The 19,138-nt window shown below is 68.5% G+C and carries 17 protein-coding genes; 3 read left to right on the top strand and 14 right to left on the bottom strand.

Annotated elements, in window-relative coordinates; genetic code table 11:
* Positions 1–14 precede the first annotated feature (14 nt).
* From GPX89_RS22505 to GPX89_RS44740, 5 genes are read right to left on the bottom strand one after another with little or no spacing between them, the layout of a single operon-like run.
* A complete protein-coding gene (locus GPX89_RS22505; protein WP_328602240.1) occupies positions 15–773 on the bottom strand; it encodes an isocitrate lyase/PEP mutase family protein in 759 nt (252 codons plus the stop codon).
* Positions 754–1,500, bottom strand: coding sequence for a dihydroxyacetone kinase phosphoryl donor subunit DhaM (dhaM, locus tag GPX89_RS22510; protein WP_157389561.1), 747 nt, complete (start codon positions 1,498–1,500; stop codon positions 754–756). The genes GPX89_RS22505 and dhaM overlap by 20 nt, the downstream gene beginning before the upstream one ends.
* The gene (gene dhaL / locus GPX89_RS22515) at positions 1,497–2,114 is read right to left on the bottom strand and encodes a dihydroxyacetone kinase subunit DhaL (protein WP_157389902.1); all 618 of its coding nucleotides are present in this window, start codon (positions 2,112–2,114) and stop codon (positions 1,497–1,499) included. The genes dhaM and dhaL overlap by 4 nt, the downstream gene beginning before the upstream one ends.
* The gene (gene dhaK, locus GPX89_RS22520; RefSeq protein WP_157389562.1) at positions 2,114–3,115 is read right to left on the bottom strand and encodes a dihydroxyacetone kinase subunit DhaK; all 1,002 of its coding nucleotides are present in this window, start codon (positions 3,113–3,115) and stop codon (positions 2,114–2,116) included. The genes dhaL and dhaK overlap by 1 nt, the downstream gene beginning before the upstream one ends.
* Before the next feature lie 10 nt (positions 3,116–3,125).
* Positions 3,126–3,866 carry a hypothetical protein gene (locus tag GPX89_RS44740; protein WP_235947750.1) on the bottom strand — a complete coding sequence of 247 codons (741 nt, stop codon included), beginning with the start codon at positions 3,864–3,866 and terminating at the stop codon, positions 3,126–3,128.
* 134 nt (positions 3,867–4,000) lie between these two features.
* Here GPX89_RS44740 and GPX89_RS22530 point away from each other — a divergent pair, with 134 nt between their 5' ends.
* Positions 4,001–5,278 (top strand): TerD family protein, encoded by a 1,278-nt coding sequence (locus tag GPX89_RS22530; RefSeq protein WP_157389563.1) that lies wholly within the window; start codon positions 4,001–4,003, stop codon positions 5,276–5,278.
* Here the strand turns inward: GPX89_RS22530 and GPX89_RS22535 are convergent.
* From GPX89_RS22535 to GPX89_RS22545, 3 genes are all read right to left on the bottom strand, one after another.
* On the bottom strand, positions 5,275–6,903 hold the full coding sequence (locus GPX89_RS22535) for a glycosyltransferase family 87 protein (RefSeq protein WP_407939481.1): 1,629 nt from the start codon (positions 6,901–6,903) through the stop codon (positions 5,275–5,277). The genes GPX89_RS22530 and GPX89_RS22535 overlap by 4 nt on opposite strands.
* A 90-nt stretch (positions 6,904–6,993) precedes the next feature.
* Positions 6,994–9,402, bottom strand: coding sequence for a transglycosylase domain-containing protein (locus GPX89_RS22540; RefSeq protein WP_407939482.1), 2,409 nt, complete (start codon positions 9,400–9,402; stop codon positions 6,994–6,996).
* Positions 9,403–9,908: 506 nt separating this feature from the next.
* Positions 9,909–10,322 (bottom strand): DUF5318 domain-containing protein, encoded by a 414-nt coding sequence (locus GPX89_RS22545; RefSeq protein ID WP_328602179.1) that lies wholly within the window; start codon positions 10,320–10,322, stop codon positions 9,909–9,911.
* A gap of 229 nt (positions 10,323–10,551) precedes the next feature.
* On the opposite strand from GPX89_RS22545, the gene GPX89_RS22550 reads away from it, so the two are divergent.
* Positions 10,552–11,109: a PadR family transcriptional regulator gene (locus GPX89_RS22550; protein ID WP_328602180.1), complete on the top strand. Its 558-nt coding sequence runs from the start codon at positions 10,552–10,554 to the stop codon at positions 11,107–11,109.
* Positions 11,102–12,214 (top strand): inositol-3-phosphate synthase, encoded by a 1,113-nt coding sequence (locus GPX89_RS22555; protein WP_157389564.1) that lies wholly within the window; start codon positions 11,102–11,104, stop codon positions 12,212–12,214. The genes GPX89_RS22550 and GPX89_RS22555 overlap by 8 nt, the downstream gene beginning before the upstream one ends.
* 146 nt (positions 12,215–12,360) lie before the next feature.
* Here the strand turns inward: GPX89_RS22555 and GPX89_RS22560 are convergent, their stop codons facing one another.
* The 6 genes from GPX89_RS22560 to GPX89_RS22585 all read right to left on the bottom strand — a co-directional run bounded on the left by GPX89_RS22560 (position 12,361) and on the right by GPX89_RS22585 (position 19,136).
* Positions 12,361–12,786 carry a GyrI-like domain-containing protein gene (locus tag GPX89_RS22560; RefSeq protein WP_328602181.1) on the bottom strand — a complete coding sequence of 142 codons (426 nt, stop codon included), beginning with the start codon at positions 12,784–12,786 and terminating at the stop codon, positions 12,361–12,363.
* 5 nt (positions 12,787–12,791) lie between these two features.
* Positions 12,792–13,247 carry a GyrI-like domain-containing protein gene (locus GPX89_RS22565; RefSeq protein ID WP_328602182.1) on the bottom strand — a complete coding sequence of 152 codons (456 nt, stop codon included), beginning with the start codon at positions 13,245–13,247 and terminating at the stop codon, positions 12,792–12,794.
* Positions 13,248–13,434: 187 nt separating this feature from the next.
* Complete coding sequence (locus GPX89_RS22570) at positions 13,435–15,654, bottom strand: transglycosylase domain-containing protein (RefSeq protein ID WP_157389566.1); 2,220 nt, start codon at positions 15,652–15,654, stop codon at positions 13,435–13,437.
* 159 nt (positions 15,655–15,813) lie between these two features.
* Complete coding sequence (locus tag GPX89_RS22575) at positions 15,814–16,704, bottom strand: carbohydrate ABC transporter permease (protein WP_157389567.1); 891 nt, start codon at positions 16,702–16,704, stop codon at positions 15,814–15,816.
* Complete coding sequence (locus GPX89_RS22580; protein ID WP_328602242.1) at positions 16,704–17,642, bottom strand: carbohydrate ABC transporter permease; 939 nt, start codon at positions 17,640–17,642, stop codon at positions 16,704–16,706. Before GPX89_RS22580 ends, GPX89_RS22575 begins: the two co-directional genes overlap by 1 nt.
* Positions 17,643–17,831: 189 nt before the next feature.
* Positions 17,832–19,136, bottom strand: coding sequence for an ABC transporter substrate-binding protein (locus tag GPX89_RS22585; RefSeq protein WP_157389568.1), 1,305 nt, complete (start codon positions 19,134–19,136; stop codon positions 17,832–17,834).
* Positions 19,137–19,138 lie beyond the last annotated feature (2 nt).

The following is a 19,138-nucleotide window of genomic DNA, read 5'->3' on the forward strand; positions in this document are numbered from 1 at the left end:
TCGCCGACGGCGACTCAGCGCCAGGCGGCCAGCAGCCGGTTGGCCTCCTTGGTCAGGGCGGCCTGCAGGAACGGGCCGAAACTGACCCGGGCCACGCCGAGTTCGGCGAAGTAGGCGGGCGTGCCCTGGTCGGGAAGGCCGATGGCATTGACCGGCAACGGCAGCTCGGAGGTCAGCGTGCGCTGCACCTCGGGTTCGTGGCGGCCCACCGGGTACAGCACGTCCGCGCCCGCCTCGGCGGCCAGCCGCATCCGGGTGAGCGCGCTGTCCAGGCGTTCGGCCGGGGTACCGGTGTCCTGACGCAGGAACACGTCGGTGCGCGCGTTCACCACGACGTGCACCCCGCTCGCGTCCGCGGCCGCCCGCAGCTCCGCCACCAGATCGGCGTGCTCCTGCGGGGTGCGCAGCCGCCCGCCCTCGCTGTGTACGGAATCCTCGATATTGAAGCCGACGGCTCCGGCCTCGAGCAGCCCCTCGATGATTCGCGACGGCTTCTCGGCATAACCGGATTCCAAGTCGACCGACACCGGAATGTCCACGGCCGCCGTGATTTCCCGGACCCGCCCGAGCACATCGGCGAAGGTCATGCCCTCTTTGTCCTGCTTGCCCAGGGAATCGGCCAGCGGATGGCTGCCGATCGTGAGGGCCCGGAAACCGGCCTCCCGCACCAGTTTCGCGGACCATGCGTCCCACACCGTCGGCAGGATCACCGGATTGCCGGGCTGGTGCAGTTCGAGGAAGGTGGTTGCTTTCTCAGCGAGACTGGTCATGATCTCGATTCTCGTTGAGCGCACGCACTTTGGCGACTGCCCGCTCCGCATCGGGCCCGCTGGCGGTCACCTCCAGTAATTGGCCCGCCCGCACGCCGAGGGTCAGCACCCTGGTCAGACTGTTGCCCGGTACCGGACCGACGCCGGTGGTGGCATTGCGCAACCGCACGGTGGCGTCGAAAGCGCGCAGCGCCGAGACCAATTCGGCGGCCGGGCGGGCGTGCAGTCCGTGCTCGCTGGTCACTTCGAAGGTGTCGGTGGCCAAGGAATCATCCACAGCTTGCACAGCTGTGGATGAATGTGGATCATTGCGCGCCGCGATCTCCGAGGATTCGCCGAGCTGGGTACGTTTGGCGGCCAGCGCCTGCTCCGCCTCCCGCGCGGTGGTCGCCAGATCGGCGCCGCCGCCCGCCGCGGCCAGCGCCGACAGCAGTCCCTCCACCAGCGGTGCGGCGGAAAGCTCGACCTCGACGGGAGATTCGAGCAGATCCAGGGCGGTCTCGGCGGAGAGCACCGCGCTGCCCAGATCCATCAGCACCAGCACCCCGTCCCCCGCGTCGGCCTCCGCGATGGCCTCGGCCACCGCGACGGCATCGGTGCCGAACCCGTCGTCGTGCGATCCCGCGGCGATCCGGATGGGCACACCCTGATCCGGTAGCAGTCCGGCGGCCAGGGCGACCGCCGCCTCCGCCAGCGCCCGGCTGTGCGACACCACGACCAGGCCGATCATCGCAGTGCCCGGGAGGCGGCCAGCACCAGCAGCGCCGCGCTGGTGGCACCCGGATCCTGGTGTCCCGCACTGCGTTCCCCGAGATAGGAGGCCCGGCCCTTGCGAGCCACCAGCGGAGTGGTGGCATCGCGCCCGGCGTCGGCGGCGGCCACCGCGGCCTCGAGGGCCTGCCGCGCCGACGCGCCCCCGGCGACCTGCTCGTCGAGCGTGTCGGCCGCGGGCACCAGCGTGTCCACCATGGTCTTGTCACCGGGTTCGGCCTTGCCCCGGGCGATCACGCCCTCGAGCCCGGACCGGAAGGCCCGCGCGAAATCGGCCAGGTCGGCACCGTCGCCGACGGCCCCGGCGAACCGGAGGAAGAACGTGCCGTACAACGGTCCGCTCGCGCCGCCGATCGTGCGGATCAAGACCATGGCCGTCTGCTTGGCGATCTCACCCGCCGTCGCGGGCTTCGAATCGTCCAGCGCCGCAACGGCCGCCGTCATGCCGCGCTGCATATTGGTGCCGTGGTCGGCGTCCCCGATCGCGGCGTCGAGCGCGGTCAGCTCGGTGGCGTGCGCGTCCACCAGCGCCGCGAACTCCCGCACCCACGCGGCCGTGTCCACCGCCGACATCAGATGCCCCACCGCAGCGCCGGGGTCCGCACGGGCGCGTCCCACAGCGCGGTCAGTTCCTCGTCGAGCCTGGTCAAAGTCACCGAGCAGCCCGCCATTTCGAGCGAGGTGATGTACGGCCCGACCAGCGAGCGCTCGATCCCGATCCGATGCCCGGCCAGGATGCGCGCCACCTCGTCGAACATCAGGTACAGCTCGATGAGCGGCGTGCCGCCCATGCCGTTGACGAAGCACAGCACCCGATCACCCGGTGCGAAGGGCAGATCCGCGAGAATCGGCTCCAACAGCATTTCCGCCACGTCGCGGGCCGGGGCCAGCGGCACCCGCTGCCGTCCGGGCTCGCCGTGGATGCCGACGCCGATCTCCATCTCGTGCTCGCCCAGCTCGAAGGTCGGATGCCCGACCGCCGGGACCGTGCACGAGGTGAGCGCCATGCCCATGCTGCGCGAATTCGCGTTCACCGCCTCGGCGACGCGCGCCACCTCCGCCAGCGGACGGCCCTGCTCCGCTGCCGCGCCCGCCATCTTCTCCAGGATCACCGTCGCGCCCACCCCGCGCCGACCGGCGGTGTAGAGGCTGTCCTGCACCGCCACATCGTCGTTCACCACCACCGCGCGCACTTCGGTGCCGGATTCGGCGGCGGCCAGCTCGGCGGCCATGTCGAAGTTCATGACATCGCCGGTGTAGTTCTTCACGATGTGCAGCACGCCCGCCCCGGCGTCCACGGCCGCGGTGGCGGCCTGGATCTGATCGGGCACCGGCGAGGTGAATATCTCGCCCGGACAGGCCGCGTCGAGCATGCCCAGCCCGACGAACCCGCCGTGCAGGGGTTCATGGCCGGAACCGCCGCCGGAGACCAGGCCGACCTTGCCGGAGACCGGCGCGTCGGCGCGGACCACGATGCGCTGCTTCACGTCGACCCGCAGTTCCGGATGCGCCGCGGCCATGCCCGCCAGGGCGGCGTCCACCACATCGGCCGGATCGTTGACGAGCTTCTTCATCGATAACTCCCTACTCGACCGGATCCGCGGGATCCTCCAGGGTGCGGGCCAACTCGATGTCGGTCACCAATTGCACCATCAGATCCCGTAATTCGCAGTCGGGTAGGTGTTCTGCGGCGAATTCGAAAGGCTCGGACACGTCCAGCCCGCCCCGGGTCGCGGCCAGGATCACCCACGGGATCCCCACCTCCGCCACCCCGAGCCGCTCCCGGATCAGATCGGTGGTGTCGTCCACCAGCCCGTTGCGCACCTCCACCGCCGCGGTCATCTGCTCGTCCAGCTCGGCCCGGCGCGCTTCCAGCAGACCGGGATCGGCGCTGAGCTCCTGCGCCGGGGTCGTGCGCACCGAACCGTCCTCGTAGACCTGGAAGCCCTCGTTCACGCAGATGGTGCCCAACCGCACCTCGGCTTCGGCCAGGTCGGGCAGGGTGCGCAGGCAATCCAGCACCGCGTCCAGCGCCGCCACCAGGCGGTCGCGAATATCGCGGCGGCGCACCAGTTCCCGGTCCGCGTCCTCCCGCTCGGAGAGCACCTGCTCGACCGCGCGGCCGATCTGGAAGGCCATGGCCGTGGAGGCCGGGGCCCAGCCGCCGTGCGGGACGTACTCGCCCTCCTTGGGAGTGATGGTGTCCAGGAACGCGTTCACGGCATCGAGCAGGTCCCGCAGCTGGTCCCGGGACACGGCCGGATGCCGGAAGGCGCGCAGATACTGTTCGTGCGCTTCCACGGGATCGACCGCACCGTCGCTCACTCCGCCGATCCTGCCACGCCCGCGCGGGTCGGCGGCTGACCACGGCCACGCCCCGTGTCGCCGGGTTCTCGTAGAGTGGCAGTGACAGTGCTCGAACAACCGAACGACAGTGCCGGCAACCCGAAGGGTCGATCTTGTCCGCAGTTTTGGTGAAGGGCCAGAACGGCCCCTTGAGTGTCCCCGATCCGGTGATCAGCGTGCGGGTTTCCGCACCCGCGGACCTGTCCGCGCTGCTGGTCGCCGCCGACGGCAAGGTGCGCTCCGACGCCGATTTCGTGTTCTTCAACCAGCCCTCCGGCCCCGGCGTGACGCTGCGGCCCGGCGCGCCCGGGCAGCCCGCGGTGCTGGCCGTGGCCCTGAACGCCATTCCCGCTGAGATCGAACAGCTTCGGGCCGTCATCACCCTCGACGACGCCGCCACCGACTTCGGCCGGCTACCCGCGCCGGTGGCCCAGGTCAGCGACACCGCCGGAAACGTGTTGTACGAGTACCGGATCGACGACCTCAGCACCGAATCCATCGTCATCGCACTGGAGTTGTACCGCCGCCAGGGCGACTGGAAGGTACGCGCCGTCGGGCAGGGCTACGCCGGTGGTTTCGCCGCCCTGGTCACCGACCACGGCGTGCAGGTCAACGAGACCCCGCAGCCCGCGCCCGCCCAATTCTCGCCCGCCCCCGCCGGATACCCGGAGCCCGCGCCCGGGTACACGCCCACCGAGCAGTATCCGCCGACCGGTGGCTACCCGCCGCCGCCCGCCTACCAGCAGCCCGCTCCGTATCCGCAGCCGGGATACGGGCCCCCGCCGGTCGAGCAGGCACGCGACCTGCCGAATCACGCCGTCAGCCTGGTCAAGGGACAGCGCATCAACCTGCGCAAGGAGGGCGGGGCCGCCCTGGGGCACGTGAAGATGGGCCTGGGCTGGGATCCGGTCAAGCGCGGCGGCATCTTCGGCAACAAGGCCGTGGACGTGGACCTCGACGCCTCGGTCGTCATGTTCTCCGGCCGCAATCCCGTCGATGTCGTCTACTACGGCAGCCTCAACTCCAAGGACGGGTCCATCCGGCACCAGGGCGACAACCTGACCGGTGAGGGCGACGGCGACGACGAGGAGATCATGGTCGACCTGTCCCGGATCTCCGACCAGGTCAGCACTCTGATCTTCATCGTGACCTCCTACAAGGGCCACACCTTCGAACAGATCGTCAACGCCTACTGCCGTCTGGTCGACAGCGCCACCAATGCCGAGCTGGCACGCCTCACCCTCGCGGGCGGCATCCCCTTCACCGGCATGGTCATGGCCAAGGTGTATCGCCCCGCGCCGGGCGCGGACTGGAAGCTGGAGGCCATCGGCGAGGGCCTCCAGGCCAAGCATCCGGGCGAGGCGATGCCGCAGCTGGCGCGGTACCTCTAGGGCATCGGGTAGGTCACGGCGGCCGGATAGCGCGGCCGCAGGACCGCCGGCAGCCAGGGCTGCTGCGGATCCGGGGCGTGGTCGAGGATGCCGCCCCCCGGATCGTCGATCCCGTCGCGGCGCACCGGATCCTCGGCGGGCCGATAGATCTGCCGGATCACCAAGGCGCACAGGCCGAGAACCGCCAGGTCGCGCAGCAGCACCGTGCCCGTGAACCACTGCTCGGGCAGGCCCTTGTGATCGGTGCCCAGGTAATAGAACATGCGCGGCACCCACACCAGGGCGTCGATCGTCATCCACGCCAACAGGATTCGACGCTGTGGCAGGGCCAGCACCGCCAGCGGCACCAGCCACAGCGAATACTGCGGGCTCCATACCTTGTTGGTGAGCAGGAACGCGGCCACCACCAGGAACACCAACTGCGCCAGCCGCGGCCGCCGCGCCGCGCTCAGCCCGATCCAGGCGATACCCGCGCACGCGCCGAGGAACAGCAGCAGCGACACCGTGTTCAGGATCGAGGGCGTCTGCTGCGGGGTCAGCAGCCCGTCGAAACCGGTCCAGCCGGTGAACGAGGTGATCACGTTGTAGATCGAATCCGGGTCCGCGTGCCGTTCGGTATTGAGCCGGAAGAACTCCCACCAGCCCTTCGGATACAGCGCCGCGATCGGGGCGTTCACCGCCAGCCAGGTGACGGCCGCCGCCGCGATGGCGCCGCCGGCCGCGCGCAGCGGCCGGATGCCGCCCCACACCGACTCGTCCTCGTCCAGCCGCTCGGCACGCAGGCACAGGATCAGGATCGGCCCGAGCAGCAGCAGCGGATACAGCTTCGCCGCCCCGCCCAGACCCAGCAGCACGCCCGCGAGCACCGGCTTGCGCCGCGCCCAGGCCAGCAGCCCGCCCGCCGCGAAAGCCGTTGCCAGCGCGTCGAAATTGGTGAACGCGTGCACCAGCACCAGCGGTGAGAGCGCCATCAGCGCGGCATCCCAGATCCGGCGTCCGGCCACCAGCGCGGTCGCCCAGATGGTCGCCAGCCAGGCCAGCGACAGACCCAGCGCCACCACATTGAAGTAGATGACCACCTCGAGCGCCGAATGCCCGGGCAGCGCGGACATCTTCCACGCCTTGGCGATTCCCATGGAGGCGTACTGGTACAGCCCCGACAGCACCGGGTATTCCATGTACCGGACCTGCGGCTTGCCGTCGCCGCCGAACTCGACCCACTCCTTCTTGTACGGGAAGGCGCCCTCGTTGAGATGCTCGGCCCCGTACAGCGGCACCGTGTCCGAATAACACATGGCGATGTACTGGCGGCCGTTGTTCCAGTCCAGCCCCAAGGTGCCGTCGGCGTCGGGCCGCTGCTGAATACAGCCCGCCTTGCCGAACCAGCTGAACGCCAGGAACAGCACCGCGAACGCCATCATGACGCGCATCGGGGTCCAGAAGCGCACGCGGCCGATCACCGCGTGGTCGCCCACCGGCCCGCCGATCAGATCGCACAGCTGCGCGGTCAGCGTGTCGGTGCGACTGGGCTCGTCCCGGTCGTCCACCGAGCGCAGATCCGCCGCCAGCGGTTGCGGCGATTCGTAGACCACCGTCGTCTCACGCTGTGCTTGAGCATTTTCCACCGCTGCCTCCCCCGGCTTCAGCGCGCCACCGGCCGGCACGCCAGAGGCGGCCGGCCGGTGCACCAGTTCCTGCTCGATCACGGCAGCAGGCTACCGATTCGCCCGCGGACTGTTCCCATTGCCGTTCCCATTACCGCCTCCACTGTTGGGCGTGGTCGTCGGTGTCGACCCGTCGGCCGGCGCCACCGGCTGCCCGGGCATCGGACCGCCGCCGTCGTCGCTGGGGGTCTGTTGTTGCTGTTGCGGCTGCGACTGCCGCTGGTTGTTCGGATTCGGCGCCAGGCCGGGGATATTGAAGCCCGGCAGACCCGGAATCGGCGTCCACGGGGTCATGGTGACCACCGGCAGCTGCGGCGCCTCCGTCGTCGACGGCGCCGTGTAGGGGGCACTCCACGACGGCACACCGGCCTGGCCGCCGATGGCGGCCGGCTTCGGGAAGTCCTCGTTGGGCGTGCCCTTGAGGGCGCCGTCCATGGTGGCCTTCCAGATATCGGCCGGCAGACCCGAGCCATAGATCATGCCGCCGCTGGCGCTTCGCAGCTTTTCGCCATTGTCGGTACCGACCCAGACCGCGGTGGACAGCGACGGGGTGTAGCCGACCATCCAGGCGTCACGATTCTCATCGCTGCCGTCGAGCTGGTTGGTGCCGGTCTTGGTGGCCGAGAGTCGGCCGCCGGCGAGCTGGTGGTTGCGCGACCAGGCCGCGATGGGCTTCATCGCGTCGGTCACGTTGTCCGCCACCGCCGCCGAGACGCGGCGCTCACCGGCGACGTCACCGCGGTCGAGCAGCACGGTGCCGTCGGAGGCGACGACCTTCTGCACGAAATGCGGTGCGTGGTAGATGCCCGACGCGGCCAGCGTCGCGTACGCGGACGCCATGTCCAGCGGGCGAACCTGGTACTGGCCCAGCACGATGCCGTTGTTCGGGCCGCCGCCGTCCGGGTCGATGAGTGTCTTGCCGACGCCCGGAATGGTGTCCGGAATACCGAGCTTGTGCGCCATATCGGCGATCCGCTTCGGACCGTTGTTCATGTCCAGCTCCATGCGGTAGAAGCTGGTGTTCAGCGATCGCTTGAGCGCCTCGGCGATGGTGCACATGCCGCACTGCTCGTTCGCGACGTTGGTGATCTTGATGCCGTTCACGGTGACCGGCGTGGAGTCGTACAAGGTCGACAGCGGCTTGCCCAGCTCGAGGTTCTCGGCCAGACCGAACACCTTGAACGAGGAGCCCGGCGGCAGACCCTGATTCGCGTAGTCGAGGCCCTGGCCGTCGGAGCCGCCGTAGTAGGCGCGCACCGCACCGGTCTTGGGATCCACCGACACCGCGGCCGTGCGCAGCTTGTCGGGCTCGCCGTCCATCACCTTGTTGACAGCGTCGACCACCGACTGCTGGGCCTTGGGATCGATGGTCGTGGTGATCTGCAGACCCTCGGTGTTCAGGTCGTGCTCGGTGATGCCCGCGGCCTCGAGCTCCTTGAGCACCGCGGTCTTGATCAGGCCCTCCGGGCCGGCGTCCAGCGTCTTGTCGTGTGAGGCTTGCGCGGCCGGAATCACGTCGGGGTACTGCATGGTCTTGCGGTCGGCCGCCGGCAGGTTGCCACCGTCGACCATGCCGTCCAGCACGTAGTTCCAACGGGTCTTGGCGCCTTCCGGGTTCTTCTCCGGATCCAGGTTCGAGGGCTGCTGAATGGTCGCGGCCAGCACCGCGCCCTCGGCCACCGTCAGCTCGCCGACCGGTTTGTTGAAGTACGCCTTGGACGCCGCGTCGATGCCGTAGGCGCCGCGACCGAAGTAGATGGTGTTCAGGTAGGCGGCCAGGATCTGGTCCTTGGACCACTGCTTGGCCATCTTGGCCGAGATCACCAGCTCGCGCAGCTTACGGGTCAGCGAGTGCTCGTTGCCGACCATCGCGTTCTTCACGTACTGCTGGGTGATCGTCGAACCACCACCGGCGCTCGAATTGCCGGTCAGCTGGCCGACGAACGCGCGGCCGAAGCCCTGGATGGAGAAGCCGGGGTTGGTGTAGAACGAGCGGTCTTCCGCGGCGATCACGGCGTTGCGCACGTGCGGCGGAATCTGATCGATCGTCACATCGCTCCGGTTGCCTTCCGGCGGAATGACTTTCGCCAGCACCGAGGAACCGTCGTTCATGAAGATGGTGGCCACCTGATTGTTCTTCAGGTCACCGGGCTGCGGCACGTTCACCGTCGAGTACGCGTACAGGAAGACCGAACTCATGCCGCCGAAGACCAGCGCGATGAGCAGGTAGGTGACGCGCCGGGCGATCCGCCAGGCCGAGCTCTTCTTCTTGGGCGCGCCCTTGCCGCCACCGCCGCCGGAGCCGTTGCCGCCGGGACGTCGCGGCGGCGGACCCGCCGGGGTGCCGCCCTGCGGCCGCCGGGCCGCGGGCTGCGCGCCCGACGGCGGCCGGGTGCGGTCGTCGGCGGGCCGGGGTCTGGTGCCGGTGCCGGCGCCCTCGCGCACCGCGCGATCGGAGATCCGCTGGGTGCGGTCGGAGGTGGCCGCCCGTGAGATGTGATTCGGAACCGCCTGTCGCGCGCCGGTATTCACCCGTGCGTCCTGATTGGCGGGATTGGGAAGCTTGCGCGTCGCGTCCGGATTTCCGGGGCGCTGCGGCGGCGGGCCCTGGCGTCTAGGGGGCTCACCACCCTGCGGTCCCGGGCCGCGCTGCGGCTGGCCGTTCGGCCCGCGCGGCGGAACGCCGCCGGAGCCTCCGGTACCGCGCTGCTGGGCCCCCGGTGCGGGACGACCCGCGGGCTGGCGTGCGCCGGGCGGCGGGCCTGCCGGTCGAGGCGGCGGGTAGCCGCCGGGGCCGGGTTGCGAACCGCCACGGGGGCGGCCGCCGTGCGGTCCGTCGTCATAGGGCGATGTCACAGCCTGGATCTCCAATAACTCTCGATACGGTCCTGTTGGGCTCGATGCGGTCACGCGTGCATCGTCGCGGGCATGTTCGTACCCGCTGAATCAGCAGTCGACGTGGCCTCTCACTCGGCGGCCGTGCGGCGGGCGCCGGTGCGGCGGCGACCCGACGGTGCGGGCGCCAGGCCCAGCACATAGGACTGCACCAGATGATTCCAACTGCAGGTCCGGCACACCTCGACCACATGCACCGAGAACTCCTCGCGAGACTCGGCCAACCGGACCAATTCCTCCGGCGTGCGGGCGGAACCCGACGCGGGCCCGAGCCCGTCGCCGTAGACCCACGATACGAGAGTCAACTGCTCTTTCCTGCAGATAGGGCATGTGACCTCGCTCCCCCGCCCGTGGAACTTCGCCGCACGCAACAGGTACGGATTCGCATCGCACACTTCCGCGACGTCCACCCGCCCCGCGTAGACGTCGGCCAGCAGCGACTTACGCCGAAGCGCATAGTCCACTACCTGCCGCTGTATTCGCACGCGACCCAGAGTACTTGCGGCCCCCGACTGCCCGCACTCCCCGAGGCGACTCTCACGGAATCTCCACAAGAGATTGGGGGTCCGGGGGGCCGGGCCCCGGACCCCCTTGTCCCGCCTGGCGCGCGGGCCGTGTGGTCACAACGCGCGGGAAACTATATCGGCGCGATATAGTTTGGAACTGCATCCATCGGTTAGGTTCTGAACACACAACAGTCAGGAGGTGAAGCCCGTGCTGGAACTGGCGATCCTCGGGCTGCTCCTCGAATCACCGATGCACGGCTACGAGTTGCGCAAGCGACTCACCGGGCTGCTCGGCCCCTTTCGGGCCTTCTCCTACGGGTCGCTCTATCCGACCCTGCGGCGCATGCAGTCCGACGGCCTCATCGCGGAGGAGAGTCCGCAGGGATTGGCCACCCGCCGTGCGCGGCGGGTCTACAACCTGACTGAAACCGGGCGGGAGCGGTTCGCCGAACTGCTCGCCGACACCGGGCCACAGAACTACACCGACGACGGCTTCGGCGTTCATCTGGCCTTCTTCAGCCGCACCCCCGCGGAAGCGCGGATGCGAATCCTGGAGGGGCGGCGGAGGCAGGTCGAGGAGCGCCGAGAAGGACTGCGGGAAGCGATAAAACGCGCCAGCGGGCAACTGGACCGCTATACCCGTCAGCTCCATCAACTCGGTCTCGAATCAAGCGAGCGCGAAGTGCGCTGGCTCAACGAGTTGATTGCCGCAGAGCAATCGACGAAGGCGGCACCACAGAAAGAGGGAAATATCGGCCATGAGTGACATCAATCAGGCTGGCGGAGCCACCGAAGTTCGCGTGGCCATCGTGGGTGTGGGCAACTGCGCATCCTCCCTGGTTCAGGGCGTGCACTTCTACCGGGACGCCCCGGCGGATTCCACCGTTCCGGGCCTCATGCACGTCAAGTTCGGCCCGTACCACGTGCGGGATGTGAAGTTCGTCGCCGCGTTCGACGTGGACGCCAAGAAGGTCGGCTTCGATCTGTCCGACGCGATCTTCGCGAGCGAGAACAACACCATCAAGATTTCCGATGTGCCGCCGAGCGGAATCTCCGTGCAGCGCGGCCCGACCCTCGACGGCATCGGCAAGTACTACGCCCAGACCATCGAGCTGTCGGACGCCGAGCCGGTCGACGTGGTGCAGGCGCTGAAGGACGCGAAGGTCGACGTCCTGGTGTCCTACCTTCCGGTCGGTTCTGAAGAGGCCGACAAGTTCTACGCGCAGTGCGCCATCGACGCGGGCGTGGCCTTCGTCAACGCGCTGCCGGTGTTCATCGCCTCCGACCCGGTCTGGGCCCAGAAGTTCGTCGACGCGGGCCTGCCCATCGTCGGCGACGACATCAAGTCCCAGGTCGGCGCGACCATCACCCACCGCGTGATGGCCAAGCTGTTCGAGGACCGCGGCGTCGTGCTGGACCGCACCTACCAGCTCAATGTCGGCGGCAACATGGACTTCAAGAACATGCTCGAGCGCGAGCGGCTGGAGTCGAAGAAGGTCTCCAAGACCCAGGCCGTGACCTCCAACCTCGAGGGTCCGCTGGCGGGCAAGGTGCACGACCGCAACGTGCACATCGGCCCGTCGGACTACGTCGAGTGGCTCGACGACCGCAAGTGGGCCTACGTCCGGCTCGAGGGTCGCGCCTTCGGCGACGTGCCGCTGAACCTGGAGTACAAGCTCGAGGTGTGGGACTCGCCGAACTCGGCCGGCATCATCATCGACGCGGTGCGCGCGGCGAAGATCGCCAAGGACCGCGGCATCGGCGGACCGGTCATCCCGGCCTCGGCCTACCTGATGAAGTCCCCGCCGAAGCAGCTGGCCGATGATGTGGCTCGCGCCCAGCTGGAAGCGTTCATTATCGGGGCCGAGTAACAACTCTCGTGACTCTCAGGGGCAAGCCCCTGAAACCCCGAGCAGGGGGCGGTGTGGGCGGCTCTCGCGGCCGCCGGTCCCGCCCCCGCAAAACGCACAGGGCGGCATCGCGATCCAATCGCGATGCCGCCCTTGTTCTTTCGACCTCAGTCGAGGGAGACGTACACCTCGACCGAGGTGGGGCCGGTGTAGCGCTCGATCTCCGCGGTGTGGGAGCGGGTGATGGTGCCCGCGTTCTCGGCCTTGGCGACCTTGGCCCACGCGGTGCGCAGCAGGTCGTAAGGCTTGTCCGACACAACGAATTTCGCGTAGCGGCCGGACGGGATGCGGGTGACCACATCGCCCGTGTCCAGGGTGCTCAGGCCCGAAAGTTCGTATCCCAGAACCGCTACCGCGTGATCGTTCTGGCCGATGTAGGCGGCGACGCGCTCGGCCTTCTTCTCGCGGGCCAGGTAGCGGTCCCAGGTGAAGTTGACCAGGTCCAGGTCGCGGGCGGTGACCTCGCGGCCCGCCAGGGGGATGGTCAGGCCGCCGACGAGGAACTCATCGAGGGTGACGATTTCGAAGTCCACAGCCCCTACCCCTCCGTGCTCGGATCGAGCGCGACGAAAACCTCCACCGTCCGGTTGTCCGGATAGTGCTCGAAATCCCCGGTGTAGGCGCGCACCAGGGTGCCCGCCGCCTCGAGGTCCCAGACCGTGCGCCAGATCGACACGATGATGTCGCCGAGATTGTCGCCACTGCGAATGAAGCGGGCGAATTTACCGGCCGGGATACGGGCGAGTACATCCCCTGGCAATAGGTCGTCCAGGTTCTTGCATTCGTAGCCGACGATATGCGTCAGATACGAACCGATCTCGGGTGCGTGATCCACATACGCGGTCGCGGGCGGACCGGGCAGATCGCGTGCCATATTGCGTTTCCAGGCCTCCTCGACCTTCGCGCGGCGCGGTCCTTCGACCGCGAGTGCCGGGCTGCGTAGCACCGTTCCGGCTACCAGCGTTTCGTGGCGTTCAACGACATTGAAATCCACCGGCGTCGCCCCTATGTCTCGTGCTGTCTCCGACCCCACCCTGCTCCCAACCCGCATCCTGCCACCGACCCCCGGAGTCATTGAAGCCGGTAGCGGTCTCCACCATATCCGTGGCCGTGCACCGATGGGCACAGTAGGCACGAAACATGATCAACAGCGCATCACAGTTCCGACTCGGCCCGCCTTTTTATCCGGGCACAGGGATGCTGAGGCCCGGGAAGATTTCTACCTCTTTGGGAGTGGGGGCCGGGGGGATGATGAGGACCGGCTCTTGTTGGGGGGCCTGCGTGCCGGGGTTGAGGATGTCGTAATTGCCGTTGCCCGGCGGCATTCCGGCGATTTGTTCGGGGTTGGGGAATTGCTCGACGGGGGTGCCGTCGAGGGCGGCGTCCATGGTTTGTTTCCAGAGGTCGGCGGGGAGACCGGAGCCGTAGACCAGGGCGCCGCGGGAGGTTCGGATGGGTTGGGACTGTTCGGTTCCCACCCAGACCGCGGTGGACAGGGACGGGGTGAAGCCCACCATCCAGGCGTCCTTGTTCTGGCCCGAGTCACCGAGCTGAGTGGTGCCGGTCTTGGCGGCCGACGGGCGGCCGCCGGCCAGGTTGTGGCCGTTGGAGTAGGCGGCGATGGGGAGCATGGCCTGGGCGACGGTGTCGGCGACCGCGGTCTGGACGCGCTGTTCGCTCTTGCGGGGGTCCTTGCCGCGGTCGAGCAGGACGCGGCCGTCGCCGGTGATCACCTTCTGCACGAAGTAGGGGGCGTGATAGGCGCCGGAGGCGGCCAGCGTGGCGTAGGCCGAGGCCATGTCGATGGGGCGCACCGAGTACGCGCCCAGCACGATGGCGGGCAGCGGCGGGCCGCCGTCCTCGGTCAGGGTCTTGCCGGGCACGCCGGGAATCTGATCGGGGATGCCGGCCTGATGTGCCGCGTCGGCAATGGCTTTCGGTCCCTCGAACAGGGTCTGGGAGAGCCGGTAGAAGCTGGTGTTGAGCGAGCGCTTGAACGCCTCGCTCAACGGACAGGTGCCGCAGGACTCGCCGCCGACGTTCTGGATCTTCTGCCCGTTGACGGTGAGCGGTTCGCTGTCGAGCTTGTAGGACAGCGGGATGCCCTGCTCCAGCGCGGCCAGCACGGCGAAAGTCTTGAAGGCGGAACCGGTTTGCAGCGGGGCCTGCGCGAAGTCGAAGCCGATGCCGTCGGGGCCGCCGTAGTAGGCGCGCACCGCGCCCGAGCGCGGGTCGATCGACACCACGGCGGTGCGCAACTCACCCGGCTGCCCGCCCAGCACGTTGCCGACCGCGTTCAGCGCGCCCTGCTGCGCCTTGGCGTCGATGGTCGTGATGATCTGCAGCGCACCGGTATTCAGCTCGTGCTCGCTGACCCCGGAGCTGCGCAGTTCGCGCAGCACCTGGGCGCGGATCAGCCCCTCGGGTCCGCGCGGGGTGGCGTCGGCCACCTCGGTGGCCGGGACGATGTCGGGGAACACGGTGGCGGCGCGCTCGTTTCGGTTCAGCACGCCCATCGACACCATGCCGTCGAGCACGTAGGTCCAGCGGGCCTTCAGCTGTTCGAGGTGGTTCTCCGGGTCCAGCAGCGACGGGGTGCGGATCACCGAGGCCAGCACCGCGCCCTCGGCCAGGGTCAATTCGGGTGCGGCCTTGCCGAAGTAGGCCTTGGCGGCCGCCGAGATCCCATAGGCGCCGCGCCCGTAGTAGATGGTGTTGAGGTAGGCGGCGAGGATGTCGTCCTTGGACCATTCGCGGGCCATCTTGGCGGAGATGATGAGCTCGCGCATCTTCCGGCTCAGCGTGCGCTCCGAACTCAGGAAGGCGTTCTTCACGTACTGCTGGGTAATGGTGGAGCCGCCGCCCGCGTCGTCGCGGCCGAGCAGGTTGTCGCGGGCCGCGCGCAGGAACGCCGAGGTGGAGTAGCCGGGGTTGGTGTAGAAGTTGCGGTCCTCGGCCGAGAGCACGGCCAGCCGCACCGGTTCGGGCACGTCGCTCAGCGGCACCGGCACCCGATTGCCTTCCGGCGGAACCACCTTCGCGATGACGGTATTGCCGTCGGAGGCGAGGATGGTGGCGATCTGGTTGGTCTGCACCGAATTCGGGTCGGGGATCTCGGCGCTCCAGTAGGCGATGCCCATGAGCGTGGTCGGCATGACCACCAGCACCAGGAACAACGCCAGGATCAGGCGCCGGAACCGCTGACCGCGAGTCCGGCGCGGACGTAAGGAGGGCTCGGGCTGTTGCGGGGCCTTCGGCGGCTTGACGCGCCGCCGCGGCCGGCTGTGCGAAGCGTGCCCCTGCCTGCGCGCCGCATGCGCGGCCAGCTCGTTCCACCCTGGCGCACTGCCGGACGGCACCTGTTCTCCACGGCGCCGCTTGCGGGACGAGCTCACGAGCATCTCCTTCCGGAGCGTCGAAAAAGCTTGTGTCAGGTGACGCCGTGGACCCCGTCCACGGCGCGACCAATGCTAATCGACGGTACGGGAGGTCCCTAGTGGACACAGTCGGCGTCGCCGTCCTCAGGCCCGCGCACGGCCGGAGCGAAGGCGGAGGTACGCCTAGCTCTTGACACCGCCCGCGGTGAGGCCGGAGATGATGCGGCGCTGGAACAACAGCACCATGATGACAAGCGGGATGGTGACGATGGTGCCCGCGGCCATGATCGCGCCGTAGGGCGGCACCTTCGAGCCGTTGTTGCCGCCGAAGTGGGCCACCGCCACCGTCACCGGCGCGGTCGCGTCGGAGGAGAGCAGGTTGGCCAGCAGGAACTCGTTGACCGCCGCGATGAACGCCAGGATGGCGGTGGTGAACACGGCCGGCGCGGCCAGCGGCAGCATGATCAGCCGGAACGCCTGGAAGCGCGACGCGCCGTCGATGCGGGCGGCTTCCTCCAGCTCCCAGGGCAGTTCACTGAAGAACGAGGACAGGATGTAGACCGTCATCGGCAGCACGAAGGAGATGTTCGGGATGATCATCGCCTGGTAGTGGCCGTACCAGCCGAGGTCGGTGAACAGCTGGAACAGGGGGGTCGCCAGCACCACGACGGGGAACATGGAGGCCGACAGGATCAAGCCCGCCACCAGGTACTTGCCGCGGAAGGTCAAGCGCGCCAGGGCATACGCGGCCATGACACCCAGCGCCAGGGCGATGGCGGTGGTGGCCGAGCCGATGAGGACGCTGTTGCCCAGCGCGCGACCGAAATTGGTGCCCCGGCTGGTGTCGAAGGCGGTGCGGAAGTTCTCCAGGGACAGATGCGTCGGCCACGGCGTGGTGTCGAAGACGTACGCCGGGTCGCGCAGCGCGGTGACGACCATCCAGTAGAACGGGGCCAGGCCCCAGATCAGCACGACCAGCGCGCCCAGGTAGACCCGGCCCGAGGTGAGCCGCTTGCCCCACGAGACCGGTTGCCGCACCGGCTTCTTGGCCGTTACATCGACGATGGTGCTCATCAGTGCGCCTCCCGCTGTTCTTCCTGGGTGCGAACGGCGTTGGCGCCCAACCCCTTCACCAGCACGAACGCGACCGCGAAGATGAGCAGGAAGGTGATGACCGACAAGGCCGACGCGCTGTTCGCGCCCGACCGCGACTGGTCCACCACCAGCATCGAAATGGTGCGGGTGGCCCCGAGGTTCTGGGTCATGATGGCGGGCAGATCGTAGAGGCGCAGCGCGTCCATGGTGCGGAACAGCACCGCCACCAGCAGCGCCGGCTTCAGCAGCGGCATGGTGATGTACCGGAATCGCTGCCAGGCCGACGCGCCGTCCACCCGTGCCGCCTCGTACACGTCCGCCGGAATCACCTGCAGCCCGGCCAGAATCAGCAGCGCCATGAACGGCGTGGTCTTCCAGACATCGGCGATGACGACCGCGAAGCGGGCGGGCCAGGTGTCGACGGTCCACACGATGTGCGTGCCGAAGACCCGGTTGACCACGCCGTCGACGTGGAACATGAACTCCCACAACCGCGCCGTGACGGCGGTCGGGATGGCCCACGGGATGAGCACGGCCGCGCGCAGCAGGGCGCGGCCCTTGAAGGTCTTGCCCATGATCATGGCCATGCCCAGGCCGATGGTGGCCTCGAGGGTGACCGTGACCACCGCGAAGAACACGGTGACGCCGACGGCGGCCCAGAATTCGGAGCCGCCGTTGCCGGCGGGGCAGGACACCGTCTCGCCCAGCGAGTTGGTGCACTGCTGCAGCAGCCAGTGCGTGTAGTTGCTGAATCCGGCGCTGCCGCCCTCCACGAACATGCCCGTGGACTTGTCGATCCCGGCGTCCTTCTGGAAGGACATGATCACGGCGCGGACCACCGGGTAGCCGACGACCACGGCCAGCGCGACCAGCACCGGCGTGACGAACAGCCACGCCCGGGTCGTCAGGCCCAGCACCGGCTGCTTGCGCTTGCGCGGTGCTTCCGCCGGGCGTTGGGGCGTGCTGTTCGGTTGTGACACTTCGGATTCCACGGTCGCTCCCGGAGGACGTGACACCTTTACTCTTCTCCTACGGGACTGCGCCCGCGATCGTGCGCGGGGTGCTCGGTGTTTACCGTCCGAGAGACTCGGATGGCCGAGTACACCTTACGATCCGGCGGTCTCGATGCCCTTCTGCATACCGGAAATGGCGTCGTCGACGGACTTGGTGCCCTGCAGCGCCGCGAAGGCGTTCTCCTGGATGGCCTTCGAGACCGCGGAGTAGAACGGGGTCACCGGCCGCGGCACGGCCGAGGCGATGGAGTCCTTGAGCGCGGGCAGGTACGGCATCTTGGCGATCAGGGCCGGATCGTCGTACACCGAGGCGCGCACCGACGGCAGTCCGCCCTGGGCCACGATGTGCTGGGCATCCTCGCTGATCAGGTAGCGCAGGAAGTCCAGCGCGGTGGCCTTGTTCTTGGAGAAGGCGCTGATGGCGGCGTTGTAGCCACCCAGGGTGGAGGCGCCGATGCCGTCCTTGCCGGGCAGCGGGGCGACCCCGAACTTGTCCTTCACCGCGGAGGAGTCCGCGCCGGCGTCACCGAAGGAGGACGGCCAGTTGCGCATGAACATGAGCTTGCCGCTGGTGAAGGCGTTCTGGGACTCCGGCTCCTTGAAGGAGAGGGCTTCCTTGGGCATGTCGTCGTTCTTGTAGGCGTCGACGAGGGTCTGCAGACCCTGCTTGGCCTGCGGGGTGTTGACGGTCGGGGTCTTGCCGTCGGGGCCGACGAAGCTGCCGCCGAAGGCGTTGATGACCTCGGCCGCGTTCACGGTCAGACCCTCGTAGGGCGCCAACTGGCCCGCGTAGCAGCCGATTCCGGCTTCCTTGGCCTTCGGGCACATGGACAGCATCTCGGCCCAGGTCTTGGGCGGCTCGGGCACCAGGTCCTTGCGGTAGTACAGCAGGCCGCCGTTGGTGTTGCGCGGGGCCGCGTACAGCGTGCCGTTGTAGGTGGCCGAGGCGACCGGCGGCGAGAGCAGGGTGGAGGTGTCGATCGCGAAGGAGTCCTTCAGCGGCTGGATCCAGCCCTTGGCGGCGAACTCCGCGGTCCACGGCACGTCCAGGGCGACCACGTCGTAGTCCGACGCCTTGGCCTGCAGGTGCTGCTTGAGGTCGTCGTACTGCTGGGAGGCGTCGCTGGACTGCTCCTTGAACGTCACCTTCTCGTCGGGGTGGGCGACGTTCCAGCGGTCGATGAGCTGCTTGACGGCACCGGTCTCGGTGGTGTCCTTGCCCTCGACGTAGGTGATCGGGCCACGCCCGGTGAGGTTCTCGGAGATCGCGTTGGATCCGCCGCTGCTGCTCGAGCAGCCGGTGGCGAGCGTCGCCGTCAGCAAGGCCGCCGATGTCACGGCCAAAACGGCACGCGGCACCAACGTCGATCGTAGGGACGACACCTTCTTCAAAGCCATCG

Origin of the sequence: Nocardia terrae (assembly GCF_009760405.1) — a bacterium.
GTDB classification, from domain to species: domain Bacteria; phylum Actinomycetota; class Actinomycetes; order Mycobacteriales; family Mycobacteriaceae; genus Nocardia; species Nocardia terrae.

Excerpts from the sequence above, each read along its gene's own strand:
- dhaM (WP_157389561.1), bottom strand. The coding sequence starts at position 1,500 with ATGATCGGCCTGGTCGTGGTGTCGCACAGCCGGGCGCTGGCGGAGGCG.
- dhaL (WP_157389902.1), bottom strand. The coding sequence starts at position 2,114 with ATGTCGGCGGTGGACACGGCCGCGTGGGTGCGGGAGTTCGCGGCGCTG.
- dhaK (WP_157389562.1), bottom strand. The coding sequence starts at position 3,115 with ATGAAGAAGCTCGTCAACGATCCGGCCGATGTGGTGGACGCCGCCCTG.
- GPX89_RS22555 (WP_157389564.1), top strand. The coding sequence starts at position 11,102 with ATGAGTGACATCAATCAGGCTGGCGGAGCCACCGAAGTTCGCGTGGCC.
- GPX89_RS22570 (WP_157389566.1), bottom strand. The coding sequence starts at position 15,654 with ATGCTCGTGAGCTCGTCCCGCAAGCGGCGCCGTGGAGAACAGGTGCCG.
- GPX89_RS22575 (WP_157389567.1), bottom strand. The coding sequence starts at position 16,704 with ATGAGCACCATCGTCGATGTAACGGCCAAGAAGCCGGTGCGGCAACCG.
- GPX89_RS22585 (WP_157389568.1), bottom strand. The coding sequence starts at position 19,136 with ATGGCTTTGAAGAAGGTGTCGTCCCTACGATCGACGTTGGTGCCGCGT.